This window comes from Streptomyces sp. XY006, from assembly GCF_002237655.1.
GTDB lineage: Bacteria > Actinomycetota > Actinomycetes > Streptomycetales > Streptomycetaceae > Streptomyces > Streptomyces levis.
Window position 1 is genome coordinate 1 of sequence record NZ_NOKT01000013.1, and the last position, 12,160, is coordinate 12,160.

A 12,160-nucleotide genomic window follows, 5' to 3' on the forward strand; every position below is an offset into this window, starting at 1 on the left:
AACTTCTCCGTGCCCTCCGTGGGCCGGTGATACATCCAGCTCAGCAAACCCAGCGCGAACATGTTCTTGCTGCGCTCGGCCTCCTTGCGGGTGAGGTCGAACTCCTTCAGCGCCTCCACCGTCAGCGTCGTCAGCGGCACCGGGTGCACGTGATAGCCGTCCAGCGACCCGTCCTCCAGCGGCGACACCTCATAGCCGACCTTCTGCATCGCCCGCCTGGTGAACTCGTCCGTGTTGACGATCACCTCCGCGCCGCGCGGCAGGTCCCCGATGTTCGCCTTCAGCGCCGCCGGGTTCATCGCGACCAGCACGTTCGGCGCGTCCCCCGGCGTCAGGATGTCGTGATCGGCGAAGTGCAGCTGGAACGACGACACACCCGGCAGCGTCCCGGCAGGCGCCCTGATCTCGGCCGGGAAGTTCGGCAGCGTCGACAGGTCGTTCCCGAACGACGCCGTCTCCGAGGTGAAACGGTCACCGGTGAGCTGCATACCGTCACCCGAGTCCCCCGCGAACCGGATGATCACCCGGTCCAGACGCCGGACGTCCTTCGCGCCCGCCGCTTTGCGCTGCTCTCCTACGACTGCTCCGTCGGCCTGCTCCGCTGGGCTACTGACCTGGCTGGTCACTGAACTGGACCTCCCTAGAGGCGGCTGTCCGGGACAGACCTTCCCGCAGGCCCTCCCAGATCAACCCTACGACCGCAAGGATCGCCTTCCCTGGGTCATTCGCATGTTGGACACGACTTTGAGACCTTCGAGACGCTCTGTCCCACATGTCACGAGTTTCACGAATTGAGGTATGTCAACACGGCCAGCACCCGGCGGTGGTCGCCCTCGCTCGGGGACAGCCCCAGCTTGAGGAAGATGTTGCTCACGTGCTTCTCGACAGCCCCGTCGCTCACCACCAGCTGCCGGGCGATCGCCGAGTTCGTCCGCCCCTCGGCCATCAGCCCCAGCACCTCCCGCTCGCGCGGTGTGAGGCCCGCCAGCACGTCCTGCTTGCGGCTGCGGCCCAGCAGCTGCGCGACCACCTCCGGGTCCAGGGCCGTCCCGCCCTCGGCCACCCGGACCACCGCGTCCACGAACTCGCGGACCTCGGCCACCCGGTCCTTCAGCAGATAGCCCACGCCCCGGCTGGACCCGGCCAGCAGCTCCGTGGCGTAGCGCTCCTCCACGTACTGCGACAGCACCAGCACGCCGAGCCCCGGGTGGGCCTTGCGCAACTGCACCGCCGCCCGGACCCCTTCGTCGGTGTGCGTCGGCGGCATCCGCACGTCGGCCACGACCACGTCCGGCAGCTCGCCCTGCGCGTCCAGCTCCGTGATGGTCTTGATCAGCGCCTCGCCGTCTCCGACCCCGGCGACGACGTCGTGCCCCCGGTCGGTCAGCAGCCGGGTCAGGCCCTCCCTGAGCAGCACGGAATCCTCGGCGATGACCACCCGCACCCTGTCCTCCACGATGTTCGGCCCCCCACAGCCCGGCGCCGCCCGTCCGCGGCCCCCTACGGCTCCGCGCCCACCCGTGCGACGGGTACCAGCATTTCAGGCCCGGGGGTGTGCGGGGGCGGGAAAGGCGTGGGTGAGGGCGGGAAAGGCTTCCCGGCCGATCCGTTCGGGTGGTGTCACCCGTCCGTGCACGGACGCGTGAATGTCCGCGTGAACAAACACGTGCACGGACGCGTGGACGGACACGTGGACGGGCAACGGCCGGGGCCGGAGGGCGGTGCCCTCCGGCCGTCACGGCGTTCCGCGGGGGCCGGGCCCCCGCGTGGATCACCTCACGTGCTCCCCGCGCCAGGGCAGCTCGGCCGTCACCCGGGTCGGGCCGCCCGCGGGCGAGTCGACCACCAGGATCCCGTCCACCGCGTCGAGCCGCTCCGCCAGACCCGCCAGCCCGGACCCCGGGGCGACCTCGGCGCCGCCCACGCCGTTGTCCACGACCTGCAGCATCAGCCGGTTCTCCGTCCGCCAGACCTCCACGCCCGCCCAGGTCGCCCGGGAGTGCTTGCTGACGTTCTGCAGCAGCTCCGACACCGTGAAGTAGGCGATCCCCTCGATCGCGGGCGCCGGCCGCTGCGCCAGGTCGACCTCGACCTGCACCGGCACCGTGCAGCGGGAGGCCACCGAGGACAGGGCCGCGTCCAGGCCGCGGTCGGTCAGCACCGCCGGGTGGATGCCCCGCGCCAGGTCGCGCAGCTCCTGCAGCGCCGTCTTCACCTCGCCGTGCGCCTCGTCCACCATCCGCTGGGCCGCCTCCGGGTCCTCCTGCAGCTTCTCCTTCGCCAGACCCAGATCCATGGCCAGCGCCACCAGCCGGGCCTGCGCCCCGTCGTGCAGATCCCGCTCGATGCGGCGCAGATCGGCCGCCGCCGTGTCGACCACGACCCCGCGGTCCGACTCCAGCTCCACCACCCGCGACGCCAGCCGCGAGGGCCCGAGCAGCCCGTGCACCAGCAGCCGGTCCACCATCGTCAGCGCCCGCACGATCCATGGCGTGGCGATCGTGAAGAGCAGCCCCACCAGCGCCGTCACCGTGATCTCGAACGGGTTGTCCAGGTAGATCCGGTGCGTCTCGTCGCCGTAGAGCTGGATCCCGTCCTGCCCCGCGTACGCCGGGAACACCCAGAACCACAGCGGGTAGGTCAGCAGCCCCCAGCCCAGCGCCCAGACGTTCACCGTGACGACGAACGAGAACACCGCCCAGGGCAGATGCAGCACCGAGTACAGCAGCGCCCGCCAGGAGGTGCCGCTCTTGAGGACGGCGCCCATCCACGCCATGGCGCCCTGCCGCTTCATCCGCAGCGGCTCCGGCTCGGCCACGTCCAGGTCCAGCAGCGCCCTGGCCCGCACCCGCTCCAGCGCCCCGATGCCGCGGCATCCGGCGAGCGCCCCCGCCAGGACCGGGATGCCGAGGAACGTCACCAGCAGGCCCGCACCCAGCGACACCATCGTGACCGCGTAGGTGAACAGCAGGACGCTGATCGGCAGGCTCAGCAGCACGTAACCGAGCTCGCGCCAGGTGCGGCCCTCGACCGGCGCGCGCAGGGCGGCCGGCAGCCGGTGCCGCCGTTCGGTGCTCCCGGGGAACCCGGACCCGCTGTCGAGCCCGTATCCCTGTCCGTACTCCGTGGCCATCGGCGTCGTCCTTCTCCTCGTCCTGCGGCTGTGCTCTGCTACCTCCACCCTGCTCCGCCGCAGGTCGGCGGACCATGGAGTCCGTCGGCGTCTTGGACGGGGGGTTTTCCCTACCCGGCGGCCTCCGACCGGTCGCGCCACGGCAGTTCCGCCGTGACCGTCGTCGGGCCGCCCTCGGGCGACTCCAGGACGAACAGGCCGTCGACGGCGTCCAGCCGGTCGGCCAGGCCCTTCATCCCCGCACCGCCGTCGAGACGGGCGCCGCCGCGGCCGTCGTCCCACACCTGGATGAGCAGCCGGTCGTCCGTGCGCCACACCTCCACCGACGCCGACTTCGCCCGGCTGTGCTTGCTGACGTTCTGCAGCAGCTCCGAGACGGTGAAGTAGGCGATGCCCTCGATCGCCGCGGCCGGCCGGGCGGGCAGGTCGACCGTCACCTTGACCGGGACCGTGCAGCGCGAGGCGACCGAGGACAGGGCCGCGTCCAGGCCGCGGTCGGTCAGCACCGCCGGGTGGATGCCCCGGGCCAGGTCCCGCAGCTCCTGCAGCGCCAGCTTCACCTCGCCGTGCGCCTCCTCGACCATCGCCGCCGCCGCGTCCGGGTCCTCCAGCACCTTCTCCTTCGCCAGACCCAGCCCCATCGCCAGATTGACCAGCCGGGCCTGCGCCCCGTCGTGCAGATCCCGCTCGATGCGCCGCAGGTCCGCCGCGGCCGTGTCGACCACGACCCCGCGGTCCGACTCCAGCTCCGCGATGCGCCGCTCCAGCTCGTCCGAGGGCGACAACAGCCCCCGCACCATGGCCCGGTCCACGTTGGTCAGACCCCGCGCCACGAACGGCAGCACCGGCCACAGCACGAACAGCGACGCCAGCGTGAAGGAGAACGTGAAGACCCCCCACGGCAGCCGCACGAACTCGTACAGCACCGTGCGCCAGCCCACCGGGTCCTTCAGCTGCATCCACAACCGCTGGAAGAAACCGCCCCCGCCGCGCAGCCGCAGCCGGCTCGGCTCGTCCACCCGCACCCCGAGCAGCGCCCGGGCCCTCGCCCGCTCCATCCGGCCCAGCTGCCGCGCCCCCATGAGCCCGGCCGCCAGCAGCGGGAAACCGACCACCGTGAGGGTCAGCCCGAGACCGGTGAACAGCACCGTCACGACATAGGTGAAGCCGAGCAGCGCGACCGGAAGGTTCGCCAGGAGGTGCGCGATCTCCTTCCAGGTGTGCCGGTCGTAGGCGAGGCGGGGCGGGGGCGGGCGGTCGTCCCGCCCGGCCGCCGTGATGGCCCCGGAGGTGCCGGGGGACGGGAAGCGTTCGGTCATACGCGTAAGCGTGCCCGGCGGCGCACCACCGCGCCATGAGGTGGACCGCCAGGATCCACTGAGGAAAACCCCACCCCCGCATGCCGGGGCGTGACGGGCTGCTTACCCTGCCTTTATCAGGGCCTAGACTCCCGTGCGTACAGATCGTCGAACAGCGGCGCCCGCTTCCCGGCAGGGCCGGGACGCCTCCCGGCAGGGCCGGGACGCCGCGGTCTCGGCGCAGGATCCAGTCCGAGTTTCAGGGAGCGAGGGACGGACGTGCCGGAACGGACCGTCGTCACCACGACCGTCGTCGCGGCGGACTACTTCCAGTCCTACTCGGTCGTCGGACTGCTCGCCGTCGTCGGCGTGCTGTTCGTCGCCGTCGCCTTCGGGGCCGGCCGCCTGCTGCGGCCCGTGGTGCCCACGCCGGAGAAACTCCTGACCTACGAGTGCGGCGTCGACCCCGTCGGCGAGGGCTGGGCCCACACCCAGGTCCGCTACTACGTCTACGCGTTCCTCTATGTGATCTTCGCGGTCGACTCGATCTTCCTGTTCCCCTGGGCCACCGTCTTCGCCGCCCCCGGCTACGGCGCGACGACCCTGGTGGAGATGTTCATCTTCCTCGGCTTCCTGGCCGTGGGCCTGCTCTACGCCTACAAGAAGGGCGTCCTGGCATGGACGTGACCCCCGAGCCCGTGCTGCTGCCCGAGCCGAAGCGGCTCGGCGCCCTCGCGCGCCTCGCGCCCGAGCCGATGAAGGTGATCCTCAACTGGGGCCGCCGCTACTCGCTCTGGGTCTTCAACTTCGGCCTCGCCTGCTGCGCCATCGAGTTCATCGCCGCGTCGATGGCCCGCCACGACTTCATCCGCCTCGGCGTCATCCCCTTCGCGCCGGGCCCGCGCCAGGCCGACCTGATGGTGGTCTCCGGCACGGTCACGGACAAGATGGCCCCGGCCGTGAAGCGCCTGTACGAGCAGATGCCCGAGCCCAAGTACGTCATCTCCTTCGGCGCGTGCAGCAACTGCGGCGGCCCCTACTGGGACTCGTACTCCGTCACCAAGGGCGTCGACCAGATCATCCCCGTCGACGTCTACGTCCCCGGCTGCCCGCCCCGGCCCGAGGCGCTGCTCCAGGGCATCCTCAAGCTCCAGGAGAAGATCGCCCGCGAGTCGCTGGGGGAGCGGTACGGGACGAGTGCCGGACGCCCCTCGACGGCGGCGCTGCAGAGCGGCCTGGTGCAGCCGCCGGCCCCCGCGGGCTCCGGCCAGACGACTGAGGAGGGCCGATGACCGCGGTCGGCTGGCTCCCCGCCGACGCCGGGGAACTCTTCGGCCCCGACGCCACCGCCGAGGAGTCCTACGAGGTCCTGACGGTCGACGTACCGCCGTCCGCCTGGATCACCGCCCTGGAGACCGCCCGCGACCGGCTCGGCTGCACCTACTTCGACTGGCTGAGCGCCGTCGACGAACCGGGCACGGGCTTCCGCGTCTCGGCGCACGTCGCGGCGCTCTCCCCGGTCCGCCGTCTCCTGCTGCGCACCACGGTCCCGCACGACGCCGCCACCCTGCCGTCGGCCATCGGCGTCTACGCGGGCGCCGCCTGGCACGAACGCGAGACGCACGAGATGTTCGGCGTCACCTTCGAGGGCCACCCGGCGCTGGACCACCTGCTCCTGCCCGAGAACTTCGAGGGCCACCCCCTGCGCAAGGACTTCGTCCTCGCCGCCCGGGTCGCCAAGGCCTGGCCCGGCGCGAAGGAACCCGGCGAGTCGGAGCACGGCGGCCCCAAGCGCCGCCAGATGCTCCCGCCCGGCGTCCCCGACCCGAACGAATGGGGCCCCCTGAAGGGCCAACTCCCCCCGGCCCCCACCCGCCCGACCCGCGGCCCGGCCCGCGCGGCGGGGGACCGTCCGGCCCGCGCGGCGGGGGACCGCCCGGTGCGCGCGGCGGGGGACCGTCCGGTGCGCCGCACCCGCTCGGCGTCGGAGGGCTCGGCGAGCCAGGCGGCGGCTGCGAACGCGGCCGCGGCCGCGGGTGGACCGTCCCCCACTGCGGGCGAGACGGACACGCCGCCTGCGACTCGTCCACGCCGCACGCGTTCGGCGGCCGAGGAGCCGGCAAGCCAGGCGGCGGTGGAGGGCTCGGCAGGCCAGGCGGCGTCGGGCGGCTCGGCGAGCCAGGGGGCGTCGGAGGGTTCGGCAGGTCAGGCGGCGTCGCAGGGCTCGGCGAGCCAGGCCACGCCCGGTGAGCGGACTTCCCCGGCGCCCGGTCCCGAGACGGCGGCACCGGACCCGGCGTCGCGACGCTCGCAGCCGGGTGCGCCCGCAGGGCCGCGCCGGGCGCGCAGCGCGTCGGAGGGCAGTGCGAGCCAGCGGGCCGCGACCGACCGCGGCGACAGCGAGCCGGGCCGGGCCCCGCGCGCGCCGCGCAGCGCGGACGCCCCGTGGCACCACGCCCGCCCCGCCTTCGACGAACCGGCCCCCCAACCGTCCCCCGAGGCGGCGCCGTTGCCGGCCCCGAAGCCCTCGGAGGCGCCGGAGGCACCCACGGGCGGGCCCGAGCCGGAACCCCGCACAGGACCCACCGAGCCCGAAGAAGCCGGCGAGCCCGAGGCACCCACCGAGCCCACGGAACCGGCTGAGCCCGACGACCCGACAGATTCCACGGATCCCACAAAGCCCACAGGTCCCACAAAGCCCACAGGTTCCACAGATTCCACAGGTTCCGCAGATTCCACGGGAGGCCCGCGGTGAACGACGTGCTCGACGTCACCCTGCGACTCCTGATCGTCTTCGTCGTCTTCCTCACCTTCCCCCTGATCATCGGCCAGACCGAACACAAGGTCATGGCCCACATGCAGGGCCGCCTCGGCCCCATGTACGCCGGCGGCTTCCACGGCTGGGCCCAGCTGATCGCCGACGGCGTGAAGTTCGCGCAGAAGGAGGACGTCGTCCCCGCGGGCGCCGACCGCCGCATCTTCCAACTGGCCCCCGCCGTCGCCCTCCTGCCCTACCTCCTCGTCCTGCTCGCCATCCCGATCGGCCCCGACGAAGGAGCCGTCGGGCAGGTCATCGACGCCGGCGTCTTCTTCGTCCTGGCGGTCATGGGCGTCGGCGTCCTCGGCTCGCTGATGGCCGGCTGGGCCTCCGCGAACAAGTTCTCCCTCCTCGGCGGCCTGCGCACCGCCGCCCAGCTCCTCGCCTACGAACTGCCGATGCTCCTGACCGCCGCCTCGGTGGCCATGGCGGCCGGCACCGTCTCGCTCCCCGGCATCCTCGACGCCTTCGAGTGGTGGTGGCTGCCCTGGCAGATCGTCGGCGCGATCGTCTTCTTCGTCGCCGGCCTCGCCGAACTCCAGCGCCCTCCCTTCGACATGCCCGTCGCCGACTCGGAGATCATCTTCGGCGCGTACACCGAGTACACCGGCCTCCGCTTCGCCCTGTTCCTCCTCGCCGAGTACGCCGGGATCGTCGTCCTGTGCGGTCTGACCACCGTCCTCTTCCTGGGCGGCTGGCACGGCCCCTGGGGCGCCGACGGACTCGGCTGGGTCTGGACCCTGCTCAAGACCGCCGTCCTCGCCTTCCTCGTGATCTGGCTGCGCGTCACCTACCCGCGCCTGCGCGAGGACCAGCTCCAGAAGCTCTCCTGGACCCTCCTCGTCCCCCTCTCCCTCGCCCAGATCGCCCTCACCGGCATCGTCAAGGTGGTGATCCAGTAACCATGGCCCCGATCCCAGGAAGTGGCCTGGCCAAGGGCCTGGCCGTCACCCTCCGCACGATGACGAAGAAGTCCGTCACCGCGCAGTACCCGGACGTCCAGCCCGAGCTCCCGCCCCGCTCCCGCGGCGTGATCGGCCTGTTCGAGGAGAACTGCACGGTCTGCATGCTGTGCGCCCGCGAGTGCCCGGACTGGTGCATCTACATCGACTCCCACAAGGAGACGGTCCCGCCGGCGGCCCCGGGAGGCCGTGAACGCAGCCGCAACGTCCTGGACCGCTTCGCCATCGACTTCTCCCTGTGCATGTACTGCGGTATCTGCATCGAGGTCTGTCCTTTCGACGCCCTGTTCTGGTCCCCTGAGTTCGAGTACGCCGAGACCGACATCCGCGACCTCACCCACGAGCGCGACAAGCTCCGGGAGTGGATGTGGACCGTCCCGGCCCCGCCGGCCCTCGACCCCGGCGCGGAGGAGCCGAAGGAACTCGCCGCCGCCCGCAAGGCCGCCGAGAAGCTGGCCGCCCAGCAGACCCCGCCGGCCACCACACCCCACGCCGACGAGCAGGCCCGCGCCGCCGAACAGCCCACCCGCCCCCAGGGCGCCTCCAAACAACAGGTCGACCAGCCGAAGCCGGACACGCCAAGGGCGGACCAGCCGACGCCGGGCGAGTCGAAGCCGGGTCAGGCAACGCCGGGTCAGCCGACCTCCGATCAGCCGGCGCCGGGCCAGCCGAAGCCGGGCCAGTCGAAGCCGGGCGAGTCGACGCCGGGTCAGCCGACCTCCGATCAGCAGACCCCTGAGCAGGAGGGCCAGGAATGACCCTCGCCGCAGCCGCCGGACTCCTCGGCTCGGGCCCGACTTTCACGGCCGCCGCCGAGACCCGGGGCTTCCTTTCCCCGACCGGCGTCGAGATCGCCTTCCTCCTCGTCGGCCTGGTCACCTTCGGCGCCGCGATCGTCACCGTCACCACCCGGCAACTCGTGCACGCCGCCCTCTGGCTCGTGGTCGCCCTCGGCGGCCTGGCCGTGGAGTACCTCCTGCTCACCGCCGAGTTCATCGCCTGGGTGCAGGTCCTCATCTACGTCGGTTCCGTCGTCGTCCTCCTCCTGTTCGGTCTGATGCTCACCAGGGCCCCCATCGGCCGCTCCCCGGACGCCGACTCCGGCAACCGCTGGGCGGCCCTCACCGTGGCTGTCGCCGCGGCCGCCGCCTTGGTGTGGGTCGTCGTCGACGCCTTCCGCACCATCTGGATCGACCTGGACGGCCCCGCCGCCGGCTCCACCGAGGCCACCGGTGCGAGCCTCTTCCAGAACTGGGTCCTGCCCTTCGAGGCCCTCTCCGTCCTCCTCCTCGCCGCCCTGGTCGGCGCGATCGTCCTGTCCCGCAAGGCGAAGGCCGAAGCGGCGCCCCCGGCTGAACCCACCCCGCCTAAAAGCACCCCGGCGCCAAGCCCCCCGGCCGCAAGCACCAAGCCCGGAAGCTCCCCGGCCGCAAGCACCAAGCCCGGAAACCCCTCGGCCGCAAGCACCCCGCCGGGAAACCCTCCGGCGGGAAGCCCCCCGGCCACGAGTGGCCCGGCCGCCCCGAGCGAGCAGGAAGGGACCCGCTGATGCACCTCGCCTATCCCGCCGTGCTCTCCGCCCTCCTCTTCTGCACGGGCCTCTACGGCGTCCTCGCCCGCCGCAACGCGATCCTGGTCCTGATGTCGGTCGAGCTGATGCTCAACGCCGTCAACCTCAACCTGGTCGCCTTCGACGTCTGGCTCAGCAGGACCGCCGAGGAGACGCTGCACTCCGGCCAGGCCCTGACCCTGTTCACCATCGCCATCGCCGCCGCCGAGATCGGCATCGGCCTGGCGATCGTCCTCGCCGTGCACCGCAACCGCGGCACCTCGGACATCGACAAGCTCCGCGACACCGCCGAACGGCACGACCCCGACGGCCCGGACGGACCCGGCCACGACGCTCGCACGTCCGGCCCGGCCGGTGAGGCCCAGAAGGCTGAGGCCACCGCGTGACCACGACCACCCTCGCCGTCCTCGTCCCCCTCCTTCCGTTCCTCGGCGCCGTCGCCGGCCTGCTCCTGGGCCGCACGGCCCCCGGATTCGTCCGCCCCCTCGCCGTCCTGCCGACGCTCGCCGCCCTGGTGCTCGCCGCGCTGGTCGCCGCGCGCCAGGGCGGTGGCGCGGCCGTCGACGCGGCCACGGAGCTCACCCCCACCGGCTCGGTCCCGATCGAACTGGCCCTGCACATCGACGGCTTCGCCGCCCTCGTCGCCGTCCTGGTCGGCCTGGTCGCCTCCTGCGTGCAGATCTACTCGACGGGCTACCTGCGCGATGACCCGCGCTACCCCTCCTACGCCGCCCTCGTCTCCCTGTTCACCTCCGCGATGCTGCTGGTCGTCTACACCGGCGATCTGATGGTGCTGCTGGTCGGCTGGGAGGTCATGGGCATCTGCTCCTACTTCCTGGTCGGCCACTACTGGGAGACCCCTCAGGCCCGTGCCGCCTCCCTCAAGGCCTTCCTGGTCACCAAGCTCGGCGACGTCCCCTTCCTGATCGGCCTGTTCGCCCTGGCCACCGACGCCGGCTCCTTCCGCATCACCCGGATCCTCGGCACCGTCGCGAGCGGCGGGCTCGACCACCCGACCCCGATCGCCCTGCTGCTCCTGGCGGGCGTGGCGGGCAAGTCGGCGCAGTTCCCGCTGCACACCTGGCTCCCCGACGCGATGGCGGGCCCCACGCCCGTCTCCGCGCTCATCCACGCCGCGACGATGGTCGCCGCCGGTGTCTACTTCATCGCCCGTCTCCTCCCGGTCTTCGAGGCCTCCCAGGCCGCGATGGTCGTCCTCGCCGTCATGGCCGCCGTCACGATGGCCGGCTCGGGCCTCGCCGCGCTCGCCCAGGACGACATCAAGCGCGTCCTCGCCTACTCGACGATCGGCCAGCTCGGCTACATGACCGGCGCCCTCGCCGTCGGCGACCGCGGGGCCGCCGTCTTCCACCTCCTGTCCCACGGCGCCTTCAAGGCGCTGCTGTTCCTCGCGGCCGGCGTGATCATCCACGCCGCCGGCACCAACTCCCTCGCCGCGATGTCCCGCATGCGGAACCTGCGCGACCGGATCCCCGACGCCTACTGGACGATGACCGTGGCGCTCCTCGCGCTCGCCGCGATCCCGCCGTTCAGCGGCTTCTTCTCCAAGGAGGCCGTCCTCGGCGTCGCCGAGCACGTCGTGACCGGACACACCGAGCACGAGCCCGCCGCCGCGGGCTGGATCGTCCTCGTCGCCGCCCTGCTCACGGCCGTCCTCACCGCCGCGTACGCGACGCGCCTGTGGCTGCTCGCCTTCCGCGGCCGGGGCGCCGAGGCCCCCGACCACGGCAGGCAGCCGCTGACGATGACCGTGGTGCTGTGGGTGCTGGCCGTCCCCTCCCTGGCCCTCGGCGGATTCGCTTTCCGCGTGCTGCCCGACTGGTTCGACGGCCGTGACCTGGGCCCGACCCTGACCACCTCCGTGCTCGGCACGGGCCTGGCCCTGGTCGGCGGCATCGTCACCTACGCCGCCTGGCGGCACACCACCGCTCTCGCGGCCCGCGTCCCGCTGGGCGCCGTGGCGGCCCACCCCGAGGGCGACGCCGCCCGCGTGGAGGCGGAGGCCATCGCCGCACACGAGCCGGCCTACGGCGACATCGCCTACGCCCCGGACCCCGCCGACCCCGGACGGCTCCTGCTCGGCCCGCTGCACCGGCACGCCGCCGCCGGCTTCCACCTGGACGCCGTGTACACGGCCCTCTTCGTCCGGCCGGTCCAGGCCGGAGCGAGCCTCGTACGGTTCCTCGACCGCGAGGTCGTCGAGACCTATGTGCGCGGTGCGGGTGCGCTGCCCCGCTGGCTCGGCACCGCCGTACGGCGGTCCCAGACCGGCAACGTCCAGACCTATGTGAGCGCGCTGCTCGCCGGCACCGTCGTCCTCGCGGTCGCCGTCGTCCTCGTCGCCACGGGAGCGTGAGC

At 72.6% G+C, this 12,160-nt stretch carries 12 protein-coding genes; 8 read left to right on the forward strand and 4 right to left on the reverse strand.

Features of this window, described 5'->3' with window-relative positions; all coding sequences use genetic code 11:
* From CHR28_RS16445 to CHR28_RS16460, 4 genes are all read right to left on the reverse strand, one after another.
* Positions 1-626: 2-oxoacid:acceptor oxidoreductase family protein (locus CHR28_RS16445; protein ID WP_179272468.1), on the reverse strand; the 626-nt coding region annotated here is incomplete at its 3' end.
* Between the two features lie 158 nt (positions 627-784).
* Positions 785-1,444 (reverse strand): LuxR C-terminal-related transcriptional regulator, encoded by a 660-nt coding sequence (locus tag CHR28_RS16450; RefSeq protein WP_283974152.1) that lies wholly within the window; start codon positions 1,442-1,444, stop codon positions 785-787.
* A gap of 327 nt (positions 1,445-1,771) precedes the next feature.
* On the reverse strand, positions 1,772-3,133 hold the full coding sequence (locus tag CHR28_RS16455) for a sensor histidine kinase (RefSeq protein WP_094054409.1): 1,362 nt from the start codon (positions 3,131-3,133) through the stop codon (positions 1,772-1,774).
* Positions 3,134-3,243: 110 nt separating this feature from the next.
* Positions 3,244-4,452 (reverse strand): sensor histidine kinase, encoded by a 1,209-nt coding sequence (locus CHR28_RS16460; RefSeq protein ID WP_094054410.1) that lies wholly within the window; start codon positions 4,450-4,452, stop codon positions 3,244-3,246.
* A gap of 258 nt (positions 4,453-4,710) precedes the next feature.
* Between CHR28_RS16460 and CHR28_RS16465 the strand changes: the two genes are divergently transcribed.
* Genes CHR28_RS16465 through CHR28_RS16500 form a run of 8 tightly spaced genes read left to right on the forward strand, consistent with a single transcriptional unit; the run spans position 4,711 to position 12,158 of the window.
* The gene (locus tag CHR28_RS16465) at positions 4,711-5,118 is read left to right on the forward strand and encodes an NADH-quinone oxidoreductase subunit A (RefSeq protein WP_094054411.1); all 408 of its coding nucleotides are present in this window, start codon (positions 4,711-4,713) and stop codon (positions 5,116-5,118) included.
* Positions 5,109-5,723, forward strand: coding sequence for an NADH-quinone oxidoreductase subunit B (locus tag CHR28_RS16470; RefSeq protein ID WP_094054412.1), 615 nt, complete (start codon positions 5,109-5,111; stop codon positions 5,721-5,723). Before CHR28_RS16465 ends, CHR28_RS16470 begins: the two co-directional genes overlap by 10 nt.
* Complete coding sequence (locus CHR28_RS16475; RefSeq protein ID WP_094054413.1) at positions 5,720-7,186, forward strand: NADH-quinone oxidoreductase subunit C; 1,467 nt, start codon at positions 5,720-5,722, stop codon at positions 7,184-7,186. The genes CHR28_RS16470 and CHR28_RS16475 overlap by 4 nt, the downstream gene beginning before the upstream one ends.
* A complete protein-coding gene (locus CHR28_RS16480) occupies positions 7,183-8,151 on the forward strand; it encodes a complex I subunit 1/NuoH family protein (RefSeq protein WP_094054414.1) in 969 nt (322 codons plus the stop codon). The genes CHR28_RS16475 and CHR28_RS16480 overlap by 4 nt, the downstream gene beginning before the upstream one ends.
* A 2-nt stretch (positions 8,152-8,153) precedes the next feature.
* Positions 8,154-8,969, forward strand: a complete 816-nt coding sequence (locus CHR28_RS16485) for a NuoI/complex I 23 kDa subunit family protein (protein WP_094054415.1) — start codon at positions 8,154-8,156, stop codon at positions 8,967-8,969.
* Complete coding sequence (locus tag CHR28_RS16490; RefSeq protein ID WP_256984274.1) at positions 8,966-9,760, forward strand: NADH-quinone oxidoreductase subunit J family protein; 795 nt, start codon at positions 8,966-8,968, stop codon at positions 9,758-9,760. Before CHR28_RS16485 ends, CHR28_RS16490 begins: the two co-directional genes overlap by 4 nt.
* Positions 9,760-10,167: an NADH-quinone oxidoreductase subunit NuoK gene (gene nuoK, locus CHR28_RS16495; protein WP_094054416.1), complete on the forward strand. Its 408-nt coding sequence runs from the start codon at positions 9,760-9,762 to the stop codon at positions 10,165-10,167. Before CHR28_RS16490 ends, nuoK begins: the two co-directional genes overlap by 1 nt.
* Complete coding sequence (locus tag CHR28_RS16500) at positions 10,164-12,158, forward strand: NADH-quinone oxidoreductase subunit 5 family protein (protein ID WP_094054417.1); 1,995 nt, start codon at positions 10,164-10,166, stop codon at positions 12,156-12,158. The genes nuoK and CHR28_RS16500 overlap by 4 nt, the downstream gene beginning before the upstream one ends.
* The last annotated feature ends 2 nt before the right edge of the window (positions 12,159-12,160 follow it).

What these genes read in the sequence shown, in the direction of transcription:
- CHR28_RS16455 (WP_094054409.1), bottom strand. Translation starts at nt 3,133, where the DNA reads ATGGCCACGGAGTACGGACAGGGATACGGGCTCGACAGCGGGTCCGGG.
- CHR28_RS16460 (WP_094054410.1), bottom strand. Translation starts at nt 4,452, where the DNA reads ATGACCGAACGCTTCCCGTCCCCCGGCACCTCCGGGGCCATCACGGCG.
- CHR28_RS16470 (WP_094054412.1), top strand. Translation starts at nt 5,109, where the DNA reads ATGGACGTGACCCCCGAGCCCGTGCTGCTGCCCGAGCCGAAGCGGCTC.
- CHR28_RS16475 (WP_094054413.1), top strand. Translation starts at nt 5,720, where the DNA reads ATGACCGCGGTCGGCTGGCTCCCCGCCGACGCCGGGGAACTCTTCGGC.
- CHR28_RS16485 (WP_094054415.1), top strand. Translation starts at nt 8,154, where the DNA reads ATGGCCCCGATCCCAGGAAGTGGCCTGGCCAAGGGCCTGGCCGTCACC.
- CHR28_RS16490 (WP_256984274.1), top strand. Translation starts at nt 8,966, where the DNA reads ATGACCCTCGCCGCAGCCGCCGGACTCCTCGGCTCGGGCCCGACTTTC.
- nuoK (WP_094054416.1), top strand. Translation starts at nt 9,760, where the DNA reads ATGCACCTCGCCTATCCCGCCGTGCTCTCCGCCCTCCTCTTCTGCACG.